Source organism: Pyxidicoccus sp. M15 (genome assembly GCF_056858435.1).
On record NZ_CM166495.1, the window covers coordinates 7,547,758 to 7,569,221 of the forward strand.

The window sequence follows — 21,464 nt, forward strand, 5'->3', positions numbered from 1 at the left end:
CCACCTCCGACGGGCCGCGCACGCGTCGCACGCCCGCGCGCTCTCGCAAGTTGATGCCTTGACTGGCAATCACGGCGCCACCTCCTGGAGGAAGGCCTGCACGAAGCGGACACCCGACACGGACGACTTCTCCGGGTGGAACTGCACGCCCACCACCTTCCCCCTGCGCACCGCCGCGGGGAAGCGGTCCTCTTCGTGCGTCGTCCACCCGGTGACGACGGACGGGTCCGTCGCCCGGCAGACGAAGCTGTGCGCGTAGTACACGGTGTCCAGCTTCGCGCCCGCCAGCGTGCGGTCGTCCTCCACCGTGTTCCAGCCAATCTCCGGCACGCGCCGCGAGGCCAGCCGCGTCACCTTCCCGGAGAAGTAGCCCAGGCCGGCGCCCGCGCCCTCCTCGCTGCTGTCGAAGAGCAGCTGCATGCCCAGGCAGATGCCCAGGCACGGCAGGCCGCGCTCCAGCGCGTCGCGCATGACCCGACGCCCCGGCTCCAGCCGCGCCGCCGACGCGCCGAAGGCCCCCACGCCCGGAAGCACCAGCACGTCCGTGTCCAGCGCGCGCACCGGGTCCTCCTGCACGCGCACCTCCGTACCCTCCACCGTGGCCAGTGCCTTGGCCAGCGAGTGCAGGTTGCCCGCTCCGTAGTCGAACAGGGTGACTCTCATCGCAGTGACTCCCGCAGCGCCGACAGCGCCGTCTCCAAGAGGGGCCAGGGGCCGCTGCCAATCCGGAGCGCGTCCCCCACCCCGGTGAGCCCCTGGAAGGCCCGCACATTCACGTCCCGCTCCCGCATCCGCTCCGCGACGTTGGCCGCGCCCGGCAGCGGCACCATCAGGAAGTTGGCCTCCGACGGCAGCGGCCGCAGGCCCAGTCGCACCAGCTCGCCGCGCAGCCGCTCGCGGTGGGCCACCGCCTCCTGCGCCCGGGCCGTCACCCACTCGCGGTCCTCGGTGAGCACGGCGGTGGCCATGGCCTCCGACAGCGCGGTGAGCATGTACGGGCCCCGCGCCTTCTCCACCTCGGCCACCAGCGAAGGGGCGCCCACCGCCCAGCCCACGCGCATGCCCGCCAGGCCGTATGCCTTGGAGAACGTCCGCGTCACCAGCACGTTGGGCCGCGTGCGCGCCAGGTCCAGGAAGCCCGGCTCCGACGCGAACTCCACATAGGCCTCGTCGATGATGACGAGGCCGGGCGCCCGCTCCACCACCCGCTCCACCGCCGCGCGCGACAGCGCCGTACCGGTGGGGTTGTTGGGCGAGCACAGGTAGATGACCTTCGCGCCCGTCGCCAGGAGCGCATCCGCGTCCACGTCGAAGTCCGCGCGCAGCGGCACCGGCGCGGCCCTCACCCCGTTCATCTTCGAGTACAGCGGCACCATGACGAAGGTGGGGTCCATGAAGGCGAGCACGTCGCCCGGCTCCAGGAAGGCGCGGATGGCGCTGTCGATGATGCCGTCCGAGCCGCAGCCCGTCGCCACCGCCTCCGGTGTCACCCCGGCATACGCGGCCACCGCGCGGCGCAGGTCCGGCGAGTAGCCCGCGGGGTAGCCCGACACCCTCCGGAGCGAGGCGGTGCGCAGCACGCGCTCCGCCGCCGGCGGGGTGCCGAAGAGGTTGGTGTTGTCGCTCAGGTCCACCCGGCACGGCTTCTTCGCCGGGGAGTAGAGGGGAATGTCCCGGTACGACGCGCGAGTGGGAATCACGGGCGCCTCCAGGCCCGCGCCGCGTCCGCATGCGCGAAGAGGCCCTCGCTGTCCGCGAGCACGCCCACGTCCTCGGCCAGGGCCGCCGCCGCCGGGGCCTCCACGCGCTGCCACGTGGTCCACCGGTAGAAGTCCAGCAGGTTCAGTCCCGAGTACGCCCGCGCCAGCCCCGCCGTGGGCAGCACGTGGTTGGAGCCCGTCATGTAGTCGCCGTAGGCCACCGAGGAGCGCTCGCCCAGGAAGACGGTGCCCGCATTGCGCACGCGCGCCAGGTCCGCCTGGGGCGACGTGGTGGCGAGCAGCAGGTGCTCCGGCGCGAAGTCCGCCGCGAAGGGCCACGCTTCCTCCAGAGACGCCACGCTCAGCACCGCGCCTCGCGAGCCCAGCGCCGAGGTGACGATTTCCCAGCGCTTCGCCCCCTGCGCCAGCCGCTCCACCGCCCGGGCGATGGCATCCGCGTGGACCTCGCCCACCGCCAGCGTCACGCACGCGGCCTCCGGGTCGTGCTCGGCCTGGGCCAGCATCTCCCGCGCCACCGCGTCCGGGCTCGCCGTGCCGTCCGCAATCACCAGGATTTCGCTGGGCCCGGCCGGCGCCTCAATCGCCACCGCGCCCACCACCTGGAGCTTCGCCTCGGCCACATACGCGTTGCCCGGCCCGACGATGCGGTCCACGCGGGGCACGCTCTCCGTCCCGTAGGCCATGGCCGCCACCGCACCCGCGCCGCCCAGCGCGAAGACGCGGTCCGCGCCCGCCAGCGCCGCCGCGCCCAGCACGCTGGCGTGGGGCAGCCCGTCCGCCCCCGGCGGCGAGCAGACGATGACCTCGCCCACGCCCGCCACCTTCGCCGGAACCACCCCCATCAACACGCTGCTGGGGTACACCGCCCGGCCCCCCGGCGCGTACACCCCCACGCGCCCCAGCGGGTCCGGCCGCCGCCCCACCCACACGCCGGGCTCCGTCTCGATTTCGACGGCACGCGGCTTCTGCGCCTCGTGTGCCCGGGCGATGTTTCGCGCCGCCCGGGACAGCGCCTCGCGCACGGAGGTGTCCAGCGAGGCCAGCGCCTTCTCGCAGCGCTCGCGCGGCACCTCCAGCGCCTTGAGCTCCACGCGGTCGAACTGGCGCGCCAGCTCGAAGAGCGCCCGGTCGCCGTCGTCACGCACGCGGGCGATGAGCTCACTCACCCGCGAGGCCACGCGCGCATCGGAGCCGCCTGCCCTGTCCAGCAGCCTGCGGCGGTCCTCCGAGGACAGGGCGGACAGCGGACCGCGATACCTGAGGATGGACGAAGTGAGGGTTTCCATCACGCCATCAACCTTTCGATGCGGGTGACGAGGATGCCCTCGCAGCCCAGGGCCTTGAGCGCATTCACGGTCCGGTAGATGGTCTTCGACGGCACCACCGCGTGCACCGCCACGAAGTTGCCGCCGTTGAGCACGTCCACCACCGTGGGGCCGTTGAGGCCCGGCAGCACCTCGCGCACCTGCTGGAGCGCCGTCTTCGGCACGTTGGCCATGAGGTAGCGCTTGCCCCGCGCCGCCAGCACCGAGCCCAGCGCCAGCGTCAGCTCCTCCAGCTTGCGCTGCGCCTCCGGGACGTTGGACTTGCAGGCCACCAGCCGCGCGCTGGACTCCAGCACCGTGGCCACCTCGCGCAGCCCGTTCATCTTCAGCGTGGAGCCGGTGGACGTCAGGTCCACCACGATGTCCGCGATTCCCAGGTGGGGGGCAATCTCCGCCGCGCCCGACACCGGCACCACCGTCACCTTCTGCCCGCGCTTCTCGAAGAAGGCCTGCGTCAGCCTGGGGAAGCAGGACGCCACCCGGCTCCCGTTCCTCACCCCGTCCGCGCTGGTGAGCCCGCTCTCCTCGCGCGCGGCCACCACCAGGCGGCACTTCCCGAACTCCAGGTCCATCAACAGGTCCAGCTCGCGCCCGGACTCGTGGACCAGGTCCCACCCGGTGACGCCCGCGTGCGCCGCGCCGTCGGCGACGAACTCGGGGATGTCCTGCGCGCGGACGAAGATGGCTTCGAACTCGCCGCCCAGTGACGCGGTGAGGGCGCGCTCTCCCCGGGCCTTCACCTCCAGGCCCGCGTCGTTGAACAGCTCCCGCACCTCTTCGGAGAGACGACCTTTGTTGGGAAGGGCAATCTTCAGCAGCATGGGTGGGCCTTCGGGGACTGCGAGGGAAAGGGGTGCGCGGAAACGAAAAAAGGCCCGTCCTTGGGGGGACGGGCCTTCGTCGCTGCGGCTTGTGCCGGGTGGGTGTGCGCTTAGCGGTTCACCCAGGCATGCGCATGGCGATCGAACCCGTCCGGGCCGAGCCGATGATGCGCATGGTGGTGATGGAACGCGGAAAGCACGGCCCTATCAGTAACGACAATGCCCCCCGCCGTCAACCTGCCCTTGCGGGAGCCCCTCGCCAGGCTTGCAAACCCGGGGGTGGGCGAGCAGGAAGCACGCCATGCGAGTCTCGGACGTCATCATCGTAGGGGGCGGCATCATGGGCTGCGGCATCGCCCTGCGCCTCCGACAGGCGGGCGTGCGCGTCACCGTGCTGGAGCGCTCCATTCCCGGCGCGGAGGCCTCGAGCGCCGCGGCGGGCATCCTCGCTCCGCAGATGGAGTCGGACGGGCCCGGCCCCTTCCTGGAGCTGTGCCTGCGCAGCCGGGGCCTCTACCCCTCCTTTGCCTCCGAGCTGCGCGAGCTGACCGGCGTGGACGTGGCCTACCGGCCGTGCGGTGTCCTCAAGGTGGCCTTCAACGAGGCGGAGCTGCACCACCTGGACGCCACGGTGGCGTGGCAGCGCGGCCTGGGCCTGCGCGCGGAGCTGCTGGACGGCACGGCCGCTCGCTCCCTGGAGCCCCGCCTCTCCCCGAAGGCGCTCGGCGCCGCGCACTTCCCCGACGACCATCAGGTGGACAACCGGCTGCTGGTGCGCGCGCTCTCCATGGCCGCCGCCCGCGTGGGCGCGGAGTTCCGCAGCGGCTACGTGCGCGGCGTGGTGCACGAGCAGGGCCGCGCGGTGGGCGTGGACCTGGATGGAGAGGTGCTGAGCGCGGGCGCCGTCGTGCTGGCGGCGGGCTCGTGGTCCGCGCTGGTGCAGGGCGCCGGCGTGGAGCCGAAGGCGGTGCGGCCCGCGCGCGGGCAGATGGTGCAGTTGCAGACGCGGTTGCCGGTGCTGGACCGCATCCTCACGTCGGAGAAGGGCTACCTCGTGCCGCGCGCGGATGGGCGCGTCATCGCCGGCAGCACCATGGAGCTGGTCGGCTTCGACAAGCAGGTGACGGCGGCGGGGCTGGCCCGCATCCTCGACATGGCGCTGGAGCTGTGTCCCGAGCTGGCCTCCGCGCCCGTGACCGACTCCTGGGCCGGCTTCCGCCCCTGGACGGAGGACCGCAACCCCTACCTCGGCGAGGGCCCCGTGCCCGGCCTCTTCCTCGCCACCGGCCACTTCCGCAACGGCATCCTCCTGGCGCCGATAACCGCGAAGCTCCTCACCCAGGCGGTGCTCGGGGAGCGCTCCACCCTGGACCTGACCCCCTTCCGGTACGACCGCCCCCCGGTTCCGGGGGCGCGCGCGCAACCCGGGACGTCGGGGTGACGCCACCCCCTTTCCCGGGGCGGTGAGCCCCCCCGGGACACAGCCAGGCAGACAACCGCCGACAGGGGTTTTCAGAGGGAAAAAGGGCCTGGATTCGCGCCTGGCCGCCCCAACCTCCACCAACCGGGGCCCTCCCTCCCTGTCCACTGGAGGATCAACCGCCAACCCTGGAAGGGTGGTAATTTCGCGCACTCGTTCGCCATTGAAACCCGGAAACCTCTAGAATCGACCGCCGTGGAAGCCATCCCTCCTGCCCCACCCAGAATCCTCATCGTCGATGATGACGACTCCGTCCGAGACGTCATCTCCGTCCTCCTTCGGGAGGAGGGCTACAACTGCGTCGTCGCGAGTGGTGCCGAGATGGCGCTGGATGTCGCGAACGAGGAGGACACTCCCCTCGTCATCAGCGACATGAAGATGCCGGGCAAGGACGGCCTGTGGCTCCTGGAGAACCTGCGCGAGCGGCTCCCGGACACATCCGTCATCATGCTCACCGGCTACGGCGACACCGAGTCCGCCGTGGACTGCCTGCGCCGCGGCGCGGTGGACTACCTGCTCAAGCCACCGAAGCTGACGGACCTCATCCGTGCCATCGAGCGTGCGCTCGCCAAGCGCCGCATCGAGATGGCCCGCAAGCGCTACCAGAAGAAGCTGGAGCGCAAGGTGCGCGACAGGACGGCGGAGCTGCGGCTCGCCCTGCGCGACATCGCCAACACCTACCAGAACACGCTGCTGGCGCTGGTGGCCGCGCTCGACGCGCGCGAGCACGAGACGAGCGACCACTCGCAGCGCGTGGTCAGCTACACGTCCGCCATCGCCCAGCGCATGGGCATCCAGAGCAAGGAGCTGGAGGAGATTGGCCGCGGCGCGCTCTTGCACGACATCGGCAAGATTGGCGTGCCGGACGCGGTGCTCCTCAAGCCGGGCAAGCTGACCCCGGACGAGTGGATGGAGATGCGCAAGCATCCCGAAATCGGCTTCCAGATGATCCAGGCCATCCCCTTCCTGGACACGCCCGCCTCCATCGTCCTCTCGCACCAGGAGCGCTGGGACGGCGCCGGCTACCCACGAAACCTGCAGCGGCACGAAATCCACATCGGCGCGCGCATCTTCGCCGTGGCGGACACGCTGGACGCGATGACGAGCGACCGGCCGTACCGAAAGGGCACGTCGTTCGCCAACGCCATCCAGGAGATCCGCCGCTGCGCCAACACGCAGTTCGACCCGGAAGTGGTGCGCGCGTTCCTGGACATCGGTGAAGAGGGCCTCATCCGCATCAAGGAGGAGATGGCGCTCAAGAAGCTCAACCTCCCCCAGGCGGAGGTGGAGGCCACCGAGGCCGAGGCCGAGCTGGCCCGCCTCACCGACCTGGACGACGACAGCGACGCCCCCCTGCGGCCCGCGTCCGCGTCCGAGGGCACCGAGACGAAGGACGCCGTCGTCAAGCGCTCGGCGACCGGCACCGAGGGTTGACTCGCGGAAGTCCCCGCGGGACGGAGATGACCGGCCCGGGGGTGGCTGTTATGAGGACAGGCGCCCCGTGACGACCACTGCCCTACAGCTCCGCCCGGACCCGCTCGCCCCGCCCCTGCTGGACGCGCAGGGGCGCCGCATGACGTACCTGCGGCTGAGCGTCACGGACCGGTGCAACTTCCGCTGCACCTACTGCTCGCCCGCCTCGTGGGGCGGCAAGAAGGACCTGCTCACCGCGGGGGAGTTCGAGCGCATCGCCTCCGTCTTCGCGAGCATGGGCATCCGCCGCGTGCGCCTCACCGGCGGCGAGCCGCTCATCCGGCCGGACATCGTGGAGGTGTCCGGGCGCATCGCCGCGCTGCCCGGCATCCAGCACGTGGCCATCACCACCAACGCCAGCCACCTGGCGGACCTGGCCGTGCCGCTGCGCGAGGCCGGCGTCACCCAGCTCAACATCAGCCTGGACACGCTGTCGCCGGAGACGTTCCGCCGCATCTCCAAGCAGGGCGATTTCGACGCGATTCTGCGCGGCATCGACGCGGCGGCGGCGGCGGGCTACGCGTCGCTGAAGCTCAACGTCGTGGTGATGCGCGGCGTGAATGACGGCGAGGCCGCCGCGCTGGTGGCGTACGCGCACGCGCGCGGCCTCACCCCGCGCTTCATCGAGCTGATGCCCTTCGGCCAGGGCCAGCCGGTGCCCACCGCGGAGCTCGTCGCACAGCTCCAGGCCCAGGGCCTGCCGCTGGAGCCCGAGCCCGAGGAGCAGGGCGACGCCGCGGCCTCCCTCACCTCCGGCCCCGCGCGCTACTGGCGCACCCCGGCGGGCCGCGTGGGCTTCATCTCCCCGCTCACCCAGAACTTCTGCGGCGGGTGCAACCGCGTGCGGGTGGCGTCCAATGGTGACTTGCGCAGCTGCCTGGGCGGACGCGCGCAGGCTCCGCTGCACCAGCTCATCCGCGGCGGCGCCACCGACGCGGACCTCGCCGTGGCCATCCGCCGCGCCCTGGGCGACAAGCCGGACGGGCACCGCTTCACCGAGCCCGGCAACGGCGCCACGCTGCTGCCCATGATGGGCATCGGCGGCTGACTCCGGAAACACGACGGGCGGACCCGCGCGCTCGCGCCTGGCCCGCCCGTGCACGCCAGGCCCTCGTGACGAGGGCCTGAAGCAATGCGGCCTACTTTATCAGCCGGATGTTGACCGGGTACTTGTAGAGCAGACCCTCGTTCGCCTTCAAGCCGGCGATGATGGAGAAGATCAGCGCCGCGACGAAGACGACGGGCAGCAGGATGGCGCCAATACCGATGCAGATGGTGATGGCGCTGACGAACCCGGCGATGAGGACGGTGATCTGGAAGTTCAGCGACTCCACCGAGTGCGCGCGGACGAAGGAGGACTCCTTCCCCTTGGTCAGCATGAGCACCAGCGGCACCGCGAAGCCCAGACCCACGAAGTTGCCCAGGATGGTGCCCATGTGGGCCAGCAGAGCCATCGTCTTCTCATCCTGGGTCGGCATCGGCGAACCGCTGATGTACGAACCCATCTGCTCCCGCGGCGGAGTCTCCATGAACGTTCCCCTCCAGATATCTGGGGGCGCGAAAAGCGCGCCCTTGCGCACCTACCATGACATGCACCCGTTCCGATTGTCACGTCGCGGACAGGTGATCTGACGGGTCGTCCCCAGCACCTTTCGGCCCGGGCCCGGGTCTCAGCGGTACAACTGGCCGCCGGCCTTCTTGAATTCCTCGCTCTTCTCCTCGAGCCCCGTCTTCAGCGCGGTGTCCTCGGAGAGGCCCTGCTTCTCCGCGTAGTCACGCACGTCCTGGGTGATCTTCATGGAGCAGAACTGGGGGCCGCACATGGAGCAGAAGTGCGCCACCTTGGCGCCCTCGGCGGGCAGCGTCTCGTCGTGGAAGGCGCGAGCGCGCTCGGGGTCCAGCGAGAGGTTGAACTGGTCCTCCCAGCGGAACTCGAAGCGGGCCTTGGACAGCGCGTTGTCGCGTGCCTGCGCGCCCGGGTGGCCCTTGGCCAGGTCCGCGGCGTGGGCGGCGATCTTGTACGTGATGACACCCTCCTTCACGTCGTCGCGGTCCGGCAGGCCCAGGTGCTCCTTGGGCGTCACGTAGCAGAGCATCGCCGTGCCGAACCAACCAATCATCGCGGCGCCGATGCCGCTGGTGAAGTGGTCGTACCCCGGCGCGATGTCCGTGGTGAGGGGCCCCAGCGTGTAGAAGGGCGCCTCGCCGCACACCGCGAGCTGCTTCGTCATGTTCTCCTGGATGAGGTGCATGGGCACGTGGCCCGGGCCCTCAATCATCGTCTGCACGTCGTGCTTCCAGGCGACCTTGGTCAGCTCGCCCAGCGTCTCCAGCTCGCCGAACTGGGCCGCGTCGTTGGCGTCGGCGATGGAGCCCGGCCGCAGCCCGTCACCGAGGCTGAAGCTGACGTCGTACGCCTTCATGATTTCGCAGATGTCCTCGAAGTGCGTGTAGAGGAAGTTCTCCTGGTGGTGGGCGAGGCACCACTTGGCCATGATGGAGCCGCCGCGGCTGACGATGCCGGTGAGGCGCTTCGCGGTCCACGGCACGTAGCGCAGCAGCACGCCGGCGTGGATGGTGAAGTAGTCCACGCCCTGCTCGGCCTGCTCGATGAGCGTGTCTCGGAACAGCTCCCACGTGAGCTCCTCCGCCTTGCCACCCACCTTCTCCAGCGCCTGGTAGATGGGCACCGTGCCAATGGGCACCGGGGCGTTGCGCAGAATCCACTCGCGCGTCTCGTGGATGTTGCGGCCGGTGGACAGGTCCATCACCGTGTCCGCGCCCCAGCGGATGGACCAGACCATCTTCTCGACTTCCTCTTCGATGGAGGAGGAGACGGCCGAGTTGCCGATGTTGGCGTTGATCTTCACCAGGAAGTTGCGGCCGATGATCATCGGCTCCAGCTCCGGGTGGTTGATGTTGGCGGGGATGATGGCGCGGCCGCGGGCCACCTCGTCGCGCACGAACTCGGGCGTAATCGTGCGCGGAATGGACGCGCCCCAGGAGTGGCCCGGGTGCTGGGCGGAGAGCGCGGCCTCCACCTTCAGGTTCTCCCGGATGGCGACGTACTCCATCTCCGGGGTGATGACGCCGCGCCGGGCGTAGTGCAGCTGGGAGACGTTGCCGCCCTTCTTCGCCACGCGGGGCTTGCGGCGGTGGCTGAAGCGCAGGCCGTTCAGCCGCGGGTCCGCCTCGCGCGCGCGGCCGTACTCGGAGCTGATGCCGGGCAATTCCTCCGTGTCGCCGCGGCCCGCAATCCAGGACTCGCGCACCGGGGGCAGGCCCTGGCGCACGTCGATGGGCGCCGACGGGTCCGTGTACGGGCCGCTGGAGTCATAGACGTGGATGGGCGGGTTGGGCGTCTCCTTCGCGTCCGGCCCGTGGCCGTGGCGCGTGGGCGTCTGGCTGATTTCCCTCAGGGGGACGCGCAGGTCCGGGTGCAGCGCGCCGGACACGTACACCTTGCGCGACGCTGGCAGCGCGCCCCGGCTGATTCCCTCCAGCACCTTCCCATCGACCTTCAGGCTCCTGGACGCTCCGCTCATCTCGCATCTCCTCGGCGGCGGATGGCGAGCAGGCGAGGAGCAGGGCCCCAGGCCGCTTCCCTCCGCCGGAATGACCCGGTTCAGGTTCAAAGGGTTGGCCGTTGCCGACGGCCGTCTCAGCCCCTTCCAGGGGCACCCCTAGCGACAGGGTGAGCACTTAGCGCACAGGACGGCGGCCTTCAACCGCCCTCCTGGAGGAGGACGGAGGCCGGCACCGGACATCGGGGCGCAAAGGCTGCGGGTGAGCAGGGGCCCGCGCAATCCTTGCGCGCGCCGGGAGCGGGAGACACCGTTTCCCTGGAGCACTGCCCGCTGGCCCCGGACCTGCAATGGGTACCGCTCGTCAGGGGAACGACGAACCCGGAGAGCCGCCCATGCAGATTGTCGGAGAGCTGATGACCCGTGATGTGGTCACCCTCAAGGAAACCCAGAACCTGGCCAAGGCGGAGGAGCTGCTGCGCCTCCACCGCATCCGGCACCTCCCGGTGCTGCGGCAGGGCAAGCTGGTGGGGCTCGTCACCCATCGCGACCTGCTGCGCGCGGCCACCGTGCATGCCACGGACCCGGCGTCCCAGCCGCTGTGGGCCGCGGATGTGATGACGCGCGACGTGGACACGGTGCGCGCGGACACGCCGCTGAAGGACGCCGTGGCGCTGATGCTCCGGCACAAGTACGGCTGCCTCCCGGTGGTGGACGCCAGCGGCGGCCTGCTGGGCATCCTCACGGAGGCGGACCTGGTGCGGTACGCGCAGTACCTCATCGAAGAGCGGGACAGGCACGAGATGGCGCAGGAGTTCGGCGCCTGAAGTCCGCTGCCGGCGCCCGCTACCGGGCGCCGCTCCCCTGCCGGCCCGCCACACGGGCGGTGCCTCCTCCGCATCCCGCTGGAGCCGGAAGTGCCCGGGGCCGTCCCGGCCGCGCGCCCGCTCCAGCGCACCCGACGTGGCAGGCCTTCGTCCTTCCGGACGCGTGACGCCCATGACCTCCTCCTCCCCCTCTTCGAACGCGGCCGTGGCCTCGCCCGCCCCTTCCCTCTCCGGGGACGCCGGCTCCGAGCCCCGCGGCTGGCTGCGCCCCGCGCTGGCGCTGGGCGGGCTCGCGGTGGTGGCGCTGGTGGCGGGCCTCGCGGTGGAGGAGCCGGTGGCCTCGCGCGCGGTGCTGATTGGCGGGGCGTGCCTGGTGCTGTGGCTCACGGAGGTGGTGCCGCCCTTCGTGCCCACCCTGCTGCTGCTGGGGGCCACGCCGGTGCTGCTGGGCCCGCTGGCCGCGGACTACCGCCTGGGCGCGGTGCTGGCGTGGGGCGTGGACCCGGTGCTGGTCCTCTTCCTCGGCGGCTTCACGCTGGAGGTGGCGGCCATGCGCCACGGCCTGGACGACGCGGTGGCCCGGCACGTGGTGCGGCTGTCGCGCGGGCGGTCCCGGCTGCTGCTCCTGCTCGTCATGGGCGGCGTGGCCTTCCTCTCCATGTGGATGTCCAACGTGGCCGCGGCGGCGATGATGCTGGCCGCGCTGCGGCCCATCCTCCAGGCCACCCCGGCCGGGGCGCCGCTGCGGCCCGCCCTGCTGCTGGGCGTGGCGCTGGGCGCCAACTTCGGAGGCATGGCGACGCCGGTGGGCAGCGGCCCCAACGCGCTCGCGGTGTCCGCCGCCGGTGCGTACTCGCAGGTGACGTTCGCCGGGTGGATGGCGCTGGCCCTGCCCCTCACTGCGCTGATGCTGGCGCTGGGCTTCGGGCTGGTGCTGCTGCGCTTCCGCGTGGGCGGCCGGCTGGAGCTGCCCGCCCAGGAGCCCCGGCCGCTCACCCGCTCCGGCCGCCGCGTGCTCGCCGTGAGCGCGGCCTGCGTGGTGGCGTGGCTGTCCGAGCCGCTGCACGGCGTGAGCGCGCCGGTGGTGGCCCTGGGGGCGACGGCGCTCCTCTTCGGCAGCGGCCTGCTCGCGCGTGAGGACCTGGGGAAGCTGGACTGGTCCACCCTGCTGCTCATCGCCGGGGGCATCACCCTGGGCCGGCTGATGGAGCACTCGGGCCTGGTGGCGCGGGCGCTGGCCGACACGGACTTCGGCGGCTGGCCGGTGGCGTCCCGGCTGGGCGTGCTGGTGGTGGCCGCGGCAGTGCTGTCCGCGCTGATGAGCAACACCGGCACCGCGGCGCTCCTCATCCCCCTGGCGATGCAGCTCCACCCCTCGGCCGCCACGCCCGTCCTCGTCGCGCTGGGGTGCTCCTTCGGCATCCCCTTCGTCATCAGCACCCCGCCCAACGCCATGGCCGCGGGCGAGGGGCTCGACTCGTCGGAGTTGATGCGGTTGGGGATTCCCCTCATGCTGGCCGGGTGCCTGCTGGTGAGCCTCACCGGCCCCGCGGTGCTACGTTTCTTCGGGCTGCCATGAGCTACCTTCCCCGGCCGCCCCTGTCCTTACGTACCAGGGGCACGTCTCTCCAGAAGCACTCGCGCGGCACGCGAGTTGAAGGGGTACTGCCCGCACCGGGCATAGCGGGAGGTTGGCCCATGACGTCCGTGACCATTACCGAGTACGAGACGCGCCTGTTCTGGCAGGGGGAGCGCGGCGCCGTCCTGACGAGCGACCAGGCGCCTCCCCTGCCCATCGGCCGGCCACTGACGGAGCCCGCCCTGAAAGACGCGGGCCAGTGGGGCCCGGAGTCGCTGCTGGTGGGCGCGGTGGAGGGGCGCACGCTGCTGGCCTTCCTGGACCGGGCGCGCGCGGCGGACGTGCCGGTGCTCTTCTACCAGAGCTCCGCCATGGCCCGCGTGGTGGGCACCCCCGGCGAGCAGCCCCACCTGACGGACCTCATCGTCCGCCCGCACGTCGCCGTCCCCACCGAGGCCGCCGCGGAGGCGGCGCGCCTCATCTTCTCCGAGCTGCCCGCGCACTGCTTCCCCAGCTCCGTCATCCAGCTCACCCCCCGCATCGAGCCCGTGGTGGAGACGTGGAACGTCCACCCCGGCCCGCCCCGTGACGTACATGCGGTGTCCTCCGCGAGCGCTCCTGCTTCCTGACCCGAAAGCCCCATGTCCCCACAGCGAATCCTGGTCGTCGACGACGAGGCCAATGCCCGCCGGGCCATTGCCACCATCCTCCAGGAGGAGGGCTACGAGGTCGCCGAGGCCGCCAACGGCGCCGAGGCCCTGGCCCGCGTCGCCGAGTTCTCCCCCGCGGTGGTGCTCACCGACGTGCGCATGCCGCAGATGGACGGCCTGACGCTGCTGAAGACGGCGCGCGAGCAGGGCAGCGACGCGACGTTCGTGATGATGACGGCCTTCGCCAGCGTGGAGACCGCCGTCGAGGCGATGAAGTCCGGCGCGGACAACTTCCTGCTCAAGCCGCTGGACGCGGACCAGGTGCTGGTCATCCTGGGCAAGGCGCTGGAGAAGCGCAGCCTGCGGCAGGAGGCGGAGGCGCTGCGGGACCAGGTCCGCTCGCGGGTGAAGCGCTTCCACGACATCATCGGCGAGTCGCCGCCGCTCCAGGGCATCTACGACGTGGTCCGCCGCGCGGCGGGCACGCGCGCCACGGTGCTCATCCTGGGCGAGTCCGGCACCGGCAAGGAGCTGATTGCCCAGGCGCTGCACCAGGAGTCTCCGCGCCGGGACAAGCCCTTCATCCGCGTGCACTGCGCGGCGCTGTCGGAGAACCTGCTGGAGAGCGAGCTGTTCGGCCACGAGAGGGGCTCGTTCACCGGCGCGCTGGCGCGCAAGGAGGGCCGCTTCGAGCTGGCCGACGGCGGCACCCTCTTCCTGGACGAGCTGGGTGAAATCTCCCCCGCCGTGCAGGTGAAGCTCTTGCGCGTCTTGCAGTCGCGCGAGTTCGAGCGCGTGGGCGGCACGCAGACGCTGAAGGTGGACGTGCGCATCGTCGCGGCCACGCACAGGGACCTCGCCGCCGAGGTGAAGGCGGGCCGCTTCCGCGAGGACCTCTACTACCGCCTCAACGTGGTGAGCGTGACGCTGCCGCCCCTGCGCGAGCGCAAGAGCGACATCCCCGCGCTGGTGAACCACTTCCTGGAGAAGTACGGCGAGTCGTACGGCAAGGAGGTGGGCGGCCTGGCGCCGGGCACGCTCCAGGCGCTCCTGTCCCATGACTGGCCGGGCAACATCCGCGAGCTCGAGAACGCGATTGAGCGCGCGGTGGTGCTGGCGCAGGGCCAGGAGTTGACGACGGACGACCTGCCCCCCGTGCTGCGCGGGCCGCGTCCCGCGGGCGCCTCGGCGGGCGCGCTCATCCCCGGCGCCACGCTGGCGGCGATTGAGCGCGAGGCCATCCTCCGCACGCTGGAGATGGTGCAGGGCTCCACGTCGCGCGCTGCAGAGGTGCTGGGCATCAGCGTGCGGAAGATTCAATACCGCCTCAAGGAGTACGGCCTGAAGGACGGCGCGCCGCTGAAGCCCGTGGCGGACGAGGACGAGGACCTGGCCGCGGAGTCGTAGCGGCCCCAGGCGGGGCGGATGCGGGGATTGGTAGAGTCCCCCCATGCGTCGGACTCGCCGGTCGTCCCGTGGAAGCGTGGCGCGTGTCCTGGTGTGGGCCGCGAGCATCCTCCTGTTGCTCACGGTCATCGGGCTGGTGGCCGCGGACCGGTGGGTGCGCGGGCAATACGAGCCCGCGCTCGACACGTTCCGCGCGGACCTCACCGCGAACGTGGACCTGTTCTGCGAGGAGCAGGCGAAGCTGGCCAAGGACCCGTGGTTCCACGAGCCGCGCACCGAGGGCGACGCGGGGCCCCTGCTCAATGCGTGGCTGGGCTGGGAGCCGCCGGGCCCGAAGATGCCGGCGGACTCGCCGCTCCAGGTGCCCGCCTCGCTGGAGGGGAAGAAGGACTGGGACGTGCTCTTCGCTTCGGAGGTGGACTTCGCCACCCTGGACTTCGGGTGGATGCGCCAACTCCAGTCCTTCGACCGGTGGGACACGCTGAAGAACACCCCCTTCCCACTCGAGGAGCCGTACTTCCACATGACGGCCGCCGTGCCGAACTTCATCCCCCTGCAGACCTGGGCGAAGTTCCGGCTGGTTCATGGCATCCGCACCGGACAGCCGCTGGAGGCGGCCCGGGACGTGCGGCACCTGGCGTGGCTCGCGTACCGCTCGGACACGCTGCTGGGGGCGATGATTGCCACCGCGATTCTGGGCATCGAGCGCAAGGCCCACGACTCCATGCAGTCGCCTCCCCCGGAGTGGCGGCCGATGAGCGAAGCGCAGACCGAGCGCATGCGCGGCGTCCTCTGGTCCGGCATGTCCTTCTCCAGCATCGCCGCTCCCGTCGAGGTGGCCCGGAAGGCGCGCACCTGTGGCTCGGCCGTCTCCCTGTGCACCGGCCTGAACGAGGCGGTGGGAATGGCCCGGTACCTCCAGCCGCTCGCGGAAGGGGCGTACCGTCCGGCCTATGCCGCGCTCGGTGAGACGGTGGCCTCGGCGCCCTGCCCCACCTCGATGGCGAAGACGCTCTGGGAGCGGGGCGCCACCATCAAGGACACGCCTCCGGCCGACAGCCAGCTGCCTTCCCTGCCCGCGTGGTCTTCCGGACTCCCCAGCGCCCTCGCCGGGCGACATGTCGCCGGCATCCTCCTATCCCTCGGCCTCCAGGACATCAGTCGCCTCAAGAAGCTCCGCGCCACGCCCGACGCACCGGCTTCCGCCGACTCCGCGCCCTGAGCCGCACACGGGCCTCCTGCATGAAATACGACACGTGACGTAGACTCCGCGGCCCGGGGCCTGCCTCCCGCGAAAAGAACTACGACGGACGTCGTTGACTCTTACGACATACGTCGTAATACTTCCGCACATGACCCCCGCCCCGCCGCAACCCACGCGTGCCGAGCTGGCCATCCTGCGAGTCCTCTGGAAGCTGGGACCCTGCACGGTGCGACAGGTGCACGAGTCGCTCCGTGACACGCAGGACAAGGACACGGGTTACACCACCGTCCTCAAGCTCCTCCAGAACATGACGGAGAAGGGCATCGTCCAGCGCGACGAGAGCGAGCGCACCCACGTCTACGAGGCCGCCCTCAGCGAGAAGCGCACCCAGCGCGACCTGCTCCGCGACCTCATGGACCGGGCCTTCGGCGGCTCGGCCACCACCGTCGTGGCGCAGGCGCTCTCCATGAAGCGCGCCTCCGCGGAGGAGCTGGCGGAGATTCGAAAGCTGCTGGACGAGCACGAGAAGCGGGGGAAGTGAAGATGGACGCACTGCATACGCTGTCGCAGCAGCCCGTCTTCCTGGCCCTGGAGCAGGCCCTGCTCGGCTTCCTCTGGCAGGGCGCCGCCGTGGCCCTCGTCGTCGCGGGGGGCCTGGCCCTCATCCCCGAGCGCGCCTCTCGCGCCCGCTATGCCACCGCCTGCGTCGGCCTGCTGACCATGGCCGTGCTCCCCGTCATCACCTTCTTCTCCGCCCTGGCCGAGGCCTCGCGCTTCGTCTTCACGGAGACCGTCACCGCGGGCGCCCCGTCCCCCGCCCTCGCTCCCGACGTCACCTTCACGGTGATGACGACGACGGTGCCGCTGGGCGACTCGCCCTGGATGGAGGCGCTCCGTCCCTGGCTGCTTCCCGCCTGGTGCTGCGGCGTGCTGCTGCTCTCCTCCCGCACCCTGCTCGCCTGGGCGATGACGCAGCGGCTGTCGCGCCGCTCCACCCTCGAGGCCGCCAGCCCCTGGAAGCTCGCGCTGGAGAAGGCCCTGGTGCGCATGCGCATGTCCGGGCCCGTGCGCCTGCTGGCCTCCGCCTCCATCGACGTGCCCATGGTCATCGGCCTGTGGCGGCCCCTCATCCTGGTGCCCGCCAGCGCCATGACGGGCCTGAGCGCCTCCCAGCTGGAGGCCATTCTGGCCCACGAGCTGGCGCACATCCGCCGCCACGACTACCTCGTCAACCTGCTGCAGTCGCTCGTCGAAACGCTCCTCTTCTACCACCCCGCCGTCTGGTGGCTGTCCCACCGCATCCGCGAGGAGCGCGAGCACTGCGCCGACGACCTGGCCGTCCAGTGCTGCGGTGATGCGTACCTCTACGCCCGCGCCCTGGCCCACATCGAGCAGCTGCGCGTCATGCCCTCGCCCCAGCCCGCGCTGGGCGCCGCCGGGGGCTCGCTGCTCACCCGCGTGCGCCGCCTCCTCGTCTCCTCGGAGCCCCATGCCACGCGCCGCCCCTGGCGCCTGGCCAGCGGCGTCGGCAGCGCGCTGCTCGCGGTGGCGCTCGGCACCTCGCAGGTGCCGGACACGGCGCGCGCGGAGCCGCCTCCCAGCCCCATGCCGGCCGCCGCCGCGCCCCGCCTGGAGGTGACGCAGGCCCTGGCGGCGAGCACCCCGATGCAGCGGCCCCTGCTGGCCCCCGCCCCCATCGCGTCTCCGAGCGCCGCGCCGAGCCGCATGGCGCGCCCGAGTCCCCGGAGCCTCCCGAAGGAGGAGCGCGCCCCCGCCGCGCCCGTCGTGAAGGCCCGCGCGCCGCGCGCCGCGCCGCTGCTCATCCCGGACACGCGGGGCATCGCCCGCACGGAATTGCCGCGCGTCCCGTACTCGCTGGACGCCGAGCCCTCCGCCCCGGTGCTGCCGGGCGCGCCCGAAACGGACGCCGCCCCGCTCGAGGACTTCGCCGTCACCGTCTCGCCTCCGGCCGAGAAGTCCCGGCCCGCGGTGCTGGACCTGGGCCCCGGCATCACCCCGCCCCGGTTCGTCTCCGGCGAGCGCTTCCACTACCCCAGCCTCACCTACGGCATCCGCTCCGCGGTGTCCTCCTTCCCCAGGGGCTCGGTGGTTGCCCGCTGCACCATCACCACCGAGGGCTCCGTCACCGACTGCAAGTCGCTGCAGGGGCTGGGCGGGCTGGAAGACAACGTCATCCGCACACTCACCACGTGGCGCTACGAGCCGGCCATGCTCGACGGGAAGCCCGTGGCGGTGCGCTACGTCTTCGACATCGTCTTCAGCACCCAGCCCGGAGGCGCGCGCCAGGACCCGCCGGGCAAGCAGCTGGCGAGCGTGGACGTGTCCCAGTTCCGGGGCGCGGCGGGGGAGCACTCCTGCATGGTCTGCCAGCGGTTCACCACCGACGGGCGCGTCCTCTTCCGCTCTGGCGCCGCCTTCTGACGGCTACCGCGCCTCCGGCAGCCGGAGGATGAAGCGGGCGCCCCCACCGGGCGCCGAGCCCACCTCCAGCGTCCCGCCATGCTGCGTGACGATGGCGTGGACGATGGAGAGCCCCAGCCCCGAGCCCTGCGCCTTCGTGGTGAAGAAGGGCTCGAAGATGCGATCTCGCACCTCGGGCGGAACTCCGGGGCCCGCGTCGTCCACGGTGAGCCAGACGTGGCCCGCCTCGTGGCCCGCGGACACCGTCACCGTGCTGCCCGCGGGCGTCGCCTCCAGCGCGTTGAGACACAGGTTGATGAGCACCTGCCGCAGCCGCTCCTCCTCCCCGGCCACCGGCGGCAGCGTCTCATCCAGCGGGGCCGTCTCCAGCGCCACCCTGCGCGCCTCGGCCTGACCGCCGAGCAGGTCCACCACGCGCCGCACCAGCGCGCGCACGTCCACCCGGTTGGGGCGGAACTCGCGGGGCCTCGCGAACTGGAGGAAGTCCTCCAGGATGTGGTCCAGCCGGCGGATTTCGTCGCGCACCAGCAACAGCGGCTCCAGCAGGGGGCCCTGCTGGCCGTCCGGCAGCTTCCGCAGGCGGCGCTCCAGCACGGACAGCTGCAGCGCCGCCGCGTTCAGCGGGTTGCGGATTTCGTGGGACAGGCCCGCCGTCATCGTGCCCACGGCCGCCAGCTTCTCCGTCATCTGCGCGCGCCGGGCCAGCTCGCGCTTCTCGCCATGCAGCCGCACCTGCCGCATGGCCTGCTCCAGCGTCAGCAGCAGCTCCTGCGGCGCGCACGGCTTCATGAGGTAGGCGCACGCGCCCGCGCGCACCGCCGCCACCGCCGTCTCCAGGGTGGCGAAGCCGGTGAGCAGCACCACCTCCGAGTCGGGCGCGCCCTCCTTCAGCTCCGCCGCCAGCGCGGTGCCGTCCCCGTCCGGCAGGCGCAGGTCCACCAGCGCCACGTCGAAGCCCTCCTTCGCGCAGTCGCGGGCGGCCCGGCAGCTGGAGGCACCGCGCACGGTGTAGCCCGCGTCGCCCAGCAGCTCGTGCAGGTTGTCGAGGAAGGCCGCGTTGTCATCCACCACGAGGATGGTGGGGGGCGGCTTGGGGCCGGGCTCGCTCATGGGGTGCGGGAGGGACGCGCGGCGTGCGCCGTCTCCAGCGCCTCCACCAGCACGCCGGTGTCGAAGGGTTTCGAGAAGACGCCCGCGGCGCTCTCCATCGGTGCCACGTCCGGGTAGGCGGTCATGATGAAGATGGGCAGGCGCGGGTAGCGCTCGCGCAGCCGCCGCAGCGCTTCTCCGTCCGGGCCGCCGGGCAGGCGCAGGTCCACCAGCGCGGCGAAGGGCTCCGCGCAGGCGATGCGGTCCGCGTCCAGCACCGAGGCCGCCGTCACGCACGAGAAGCCCCGCGCGCGCAGCACCTCGCTGAGGTTGTCGCTCAGCGCGGGGTCGTCCTCCACCAGCACCACCAGCCCGTCGCGCCGGGCGCCGGACAAGAGCCCCACCAGCAGGGGGACGGGCACGGGCTTGGGCAGCACCGCGAGCAGGCCCTCGCGGCGCGCCGTCTCCAGGTCATCCTCGCGGGGGTACGCGGTGATGACCACCGCGGCCAGCCCCGGGTCCACCCGGCGCAGGTGGTGCACCGCGTCCGCGCCGCTCATGCCGGGCATGCGCATGTCCGTCAGCAGCGCGTCGAAGCGCGTGGTGCGCGCCAGGCGCAGGGCCTCGTCTCCGCTGGTGACGACGACGGCCTGGGCGCCCTCGTCGCGGAGGATTTCCGCGAGGTTCTCCGCGAAGGCGCGGTTGTCATCCAGCAGAAGGTACTGACGCATGCGCGTCCTCCGCGGGCATGAGGGGAAGACGAATCACGAAGCGCGCGCCGGTGCCCTCGCGGGGCGCGTAGGCGATGGTGCCGCCGTGCCGCTCCAGGATGCGCTTGACGAGCGGCAGCCCCAGGCCGATGCCGCGCGCCTTCGTCGTCATCAGCGGCTCGAAGAGGCGGCGGCGGATGGCGTCACTCACGCCGGGGCCGGAGTCCTCCAGCACCAGCTCCGCGACTCCAGGCTCGGGCGTGCTGGCGGACAGCGCCACGCTGCCGCCCGACTCCTCCAGCGCCTGCACGGCGTTGTCGAGCAGGTTGACGAACACCTGGCGCAGCTGGCCCGCGTCTCCCTGCACCGGCGGGAGCGAGGCGAGCCCCTCCTCGCGCACGGTGACGGACTCCGGCCGCTGCACGGCGGTGAGCGCCTCCTGCCACACCTCGTCCAGCCACACCTCCTGCCGCTGCAGCGGCCGGTCCCGAATCATGTCGAGCAGGTCGGAGACGATGCGGTTGGCGATGCCCACCTGCTCGCCGATGCGGCCCAGGTGCTTGGCGGTGCGCTCGTCCACGGAGCCGGGGCGGCTCTTGAGGATGTAGAGCGATGTCTCGATGACGCCGAGCGGGTTGCGCAGCTCGTGGCCGATGGAGCCCACGAGCTGGCCGAAGGTGGACAGCCGCTCGTTGCGCGCCTGCTGCGTGAGCAGGTCCTCGCGGTAGGTGTGGAGCATGATGGCCAGCTCCAGGTCCAGGATCTTCCCCAGCGCCGCGCGCGCGGCCCGCAGCTGCTCCGGCTGGCGCAGGTACGCCTCGTCGATGACGGCATTGAGCTCCTGCCGCAGGACGTTCATGGCGCCGAACATGTAGTGCTGCGGCAGGGAGATGCGCACGTGCATGCGGCCGATGCGGCAGCGCAGCTCGTAGTAGGCCTCGTCCCAGGGGCCGCGCATGAGCTGGCTCATCCACACCTCCAGCGTGCCGCGCAGGTGGCCCACCTGGCTCTCCCCGCCCTCCAGCGCCTGGCGCGCCCCCTCGTGCTCCAGGATGCGGTCGTAGAAGACGCGGGCGATGCGCGCGAAGTGCGGCTTCGCGATGGCATGCAGGGCGATGAGCGCATGCTCATCCGCCTCGCTGAAGCCCACGTAACGCTTCAATTCCTCGAGCAGGGTTTCCGCCATGATTTCTGGGTTGAAAGCCTAACCGC

General features: G+C 71.7%; 19 protein-coding genes and 1 riboswitch. Of the genes, 10 read left to right on the forward strand and 9 right to left on the reverse strand.

Annotated elements, in window-relative coordinates; genetic code table 11:
- Window positions 1–69 precede the first annotated feature (69 nt).
- The 4 genes from hisH to hisG are packed head-to-tail and all read right to left on the reverse strand — an operon-like array spanning window position 70 to window position 3,867.
- Window positions 70–663, reverse strand: a complete 594-nt coding sequence (gene hisH, locus ACX9TP_RS27950) for an imidazole glycerol phosphate synthase subunit HisH (protein WP_482973677.1) — start codon at window positions 661–663, stop codon at window positions 70–72.
- Complete coding sequence (locus ACX9TP_RS27955; RefSeq protein ID WP_482973678.1) at window positions 660–1,700, reverse strand: pyridoxal phosphate-dependent aminotransferase; 1,041 nt, start codon at window positions 1,698–1,700, stop codon at window positions 660–662. Before ACX9TP_RS27955 ends, hisH begins: the two co-directional genes overlap by 4 nt.
- Complete coding sequence (gene hisD / locus ACX9TP_RS27960; RefSeq protein WP_482973679.1) at window positions 1,697–3,007, reverse strand: histidinol dehydrogenase; 1,311 nt, start codon at window positions 3,005–3,007, stop codon at window positions 1,697–1,699. The genes ACX9TP_RS27955 and hisD overlap by 4 nt, the downstream gene beginning before the upstream one ends.
- On the reverse strand, window positions 3,007–3,867 hold the full coding sequence (gene hisG, locus ACX9TP_RS27965) for an ATP phosphoribosyltransferase (protein WP_482973680.1): 861 nt from the start codon (window positions 3,865–3,867) through the stop codon (window positions 3,007–3,009). Before hisG ends, hisD begins: the two co-directional genes overlap by 1 nt.
- 301 nt (window positions 3,868–4,168) lie before the next feature.
- Between hisG and thiO the strand changes: the two genes are divergently transcribed.
- From thiO to moaA, 3 genes are all read left to right on the forward strand, one after another.
- On the forward strand, window positions 4,169–5,308 hold the full coding sequence (gene thiO, locus ACX9TP_RS27970) for a glycine oxidase ThiO (protein WP_482973681.1): 1,140 nt from the start codon (window positions 4,169–4,171) through the stop codon (window positions 5,306–5,308).
- A 234-nt stretch (window positions 5,309–5,542) separates the two neighbouring features.
- Window positions 5,543–6,781, forward strand: a complete 1,239-nt coding sequence (locus tag ACX9TP_RS27975; protein ID WP_482973682.1) for an HD domain-containing phosphohydrolase — start codon at window positions 5,543–5,545, stop codon at window positions 6,779–6,781.
- Window positions 6,782–6,848: 67 nt separating this feature from the next.
- The gene (moaA, locus tag ACX9TP_RS27980) at window positions 6,849–7,868 is read left to right on the forward strand and encodes a GTP 3',8-cyclase MoaA (RefSeq protein WP_482973683.1); all 1,020 of its coding nucleotides are present in this window, start codon (window positions 6,849–6,851) and stop codon (window positions 7,866–7,868) included.
- A gap of 91 nt (window positions 7,869–7,959) precedes the next feature.
- On the opposite strand, the gene ACX9TP_RS27985 is transcribed toward moaA, so the two are convergent.
- Both ACX9TP_RS27985 and thiC read right to left on the reverse strand, forming a co-directional pair.
- Window positions 7,960–8,349 carry a DUF4870 domain-containing protein gene (locus tag ACX9TP_RS27985; RefSeq protein ID WP_163993020.1) on the reverse strand — a complete coding sequence of 130 codons (390 nt, stop codon included), beginning with the start codon at window positions 8,347–8,349 and terminating at the stop codon, window positions 7,960–7,962.
- 141 nt (window positions 8,350–8,490) lie between these two features.
- The gene (gene thiC / locus ACX9TP_RS27990) at window positions 8,491–10,365 is read right to left on the reverse strand and encodes a phosphomethylpyrimidine synthase ThiC (protein ID WP_482973684.1); all 1,875 of its coding nucleotides are present in this window, start codon (window positions 10,363–10,365) and stop codon (window positions 8,491–8,493) included.
- Between the two features lie 40 nt (window positions 10,366–10,405).
- Window positions 10,406–10,515: riboswitch (TPP riboswitch) on the reverse strand.
- Window positions 10,516–10,739: 224 nt separating this feature from the next.
- Between thiC and ACX9TP_RS27995 the strand changes: the two genes are divergently transcribed.
- From ACX9TP_RS27995 to ACX9TP_RS28025, 7 genes are all read left to right on the forward strand, one after another.
- Complete coding sequence (locus ACX9TP_RS27995) at window positions 10,740–11,171, forward strand: CBS domain-containing protein (protein ID WP_482973685.1); 432 nt, start codon at window positions 10,740–10,742, stop codon at window positions 11,169–11,171.
- Between the two features lie 172 nt (window positions 11,172–11,343).
- Window positions 11,344–12,750, forward strand: a complete 1,407-nt coding sequence (locus tag ACX9TP_RS28000; protein ID WP_482973686.1) for an SLC13 family permease — start codon at window positions 11,344–11,346, stop codon at window positions 12,748–12,750.
- A gap of 119 nt (window positions 12,751–12,869) precedes the next feature.
- On the forward strand, window positions 12,870–13,379 hold the full coding sequence (locus ACX9TP_RS28005; protein WP_482973687.1) for an OsmC family protein: 510 nt from the start codon (window positions 12,870–12,872) through the stop codon (window positions 13,377–13,379).
- Between the two features lie 12 nt (window positions 13,380–13,391).
- Window positions 13,392–14,807 carry a sigma-54-dependent transcriptional regulator gene (locus ACX9TP_RS28010; RefSeq protein WP_482973688.1) on the forward strand — a complete coding sequence of 472 codons (1,416 nt, stop codon included), beginning with the start codon at window positions 13,392–13,394 and terminating at the stop codon, window positions 14,805–14,807.
- A 76-nt stretch (window positions 14,808–14,883) separates the two neighbouring features.
- Window positions 14,884–16,029 carry a hypothetical protein gene (locus ACX9TP_RS28015; RefSeq protein ID WP_482973689.1) on the forward strand — a complete coding sequence of 382 codons (1,146 nt, stop codon included), beginning with the start codon at window positions 14,884–14,886 and terminating at the stop codon, window positions 16,027–16,029.
- 130 nt (window positions 16,030–16,159) lie between these two features.
- Window positions 16,160–16,552, forward strand: coding sequence for a BlaI/MecI/CopY family transcriptional regulator (locus ACX9TP_RS28020; protein ID WP_482973690.1), 393 nt, complete (start codon window positions 16,160–16,162; stop codon window positions 16,550–16,552).
- A gap of 2 nt (window positions 16,553–16,554) precedes the next feature.
- A complete protein-coding gene (locus tag ACX9TP_RS28025; RefSeq protein WP_482973691.1) occupies window positions 16,555–18,453 on the forward strand; it encodes a M56 family metallopeptidase in 1,899 nt (632 codons plus the stop codon).
- Between the two features lie 3 nt (window positions 18,454–18,456).
- Here ACX9TP_RS28025 and ACX9TP_RS28030 read toward each other — a convergent pair whose 3' ends face one another.
- The 3 genes from ACX9TP_RS28030 to ACX9TP_RS28040 are packed head-to-tail and all read right to left on the reverse strand — an operon-like array spanning window position 18,457 to window position 21,438.
- Window positions 18,457–19,563 (reverse strand): sensor histidine kinase, encoded by a 1,107-nt coding sequence (locus tag ACX9TP_RS28030; RefSeq protein ID WP_482973692.1) that lies wholly within the window; start codon window positions 19,561–19,563, stop codon window positions 18,457–18,459.
- Complete coding sequence (locus tag ACX9TP_RS28035; RefSeq protein WP_482973693.1) at window positions 19,560–20,273, reverse strand: response regulator; 714 nt, start codon at window positions 20,271–20,273, stop codon at window positions 19,560–19,562. Before ACX9TP_RS28035 ends, ACX9TP_RS28030 begins: the two co-directional genes overlap by 4 nt.
- On the reverse strand, window positions 20,248–21,438 hold the full coding sequence (locus ACX9TP_RS28040; protein WP_482973694.1) for a protoglobin domain-containing protein: 1,191 nt from the start codon (window positions 21,436–21,438) through the stop codon (window positions 20,248–20,250). Before ACX9TP_RS28040 ends, ACX9TP_RS28035 begins: the two co-directional genes overlap by 26 nt.
- Window positions 21,439–21,464: the final 26 nt, after the last annotated feature.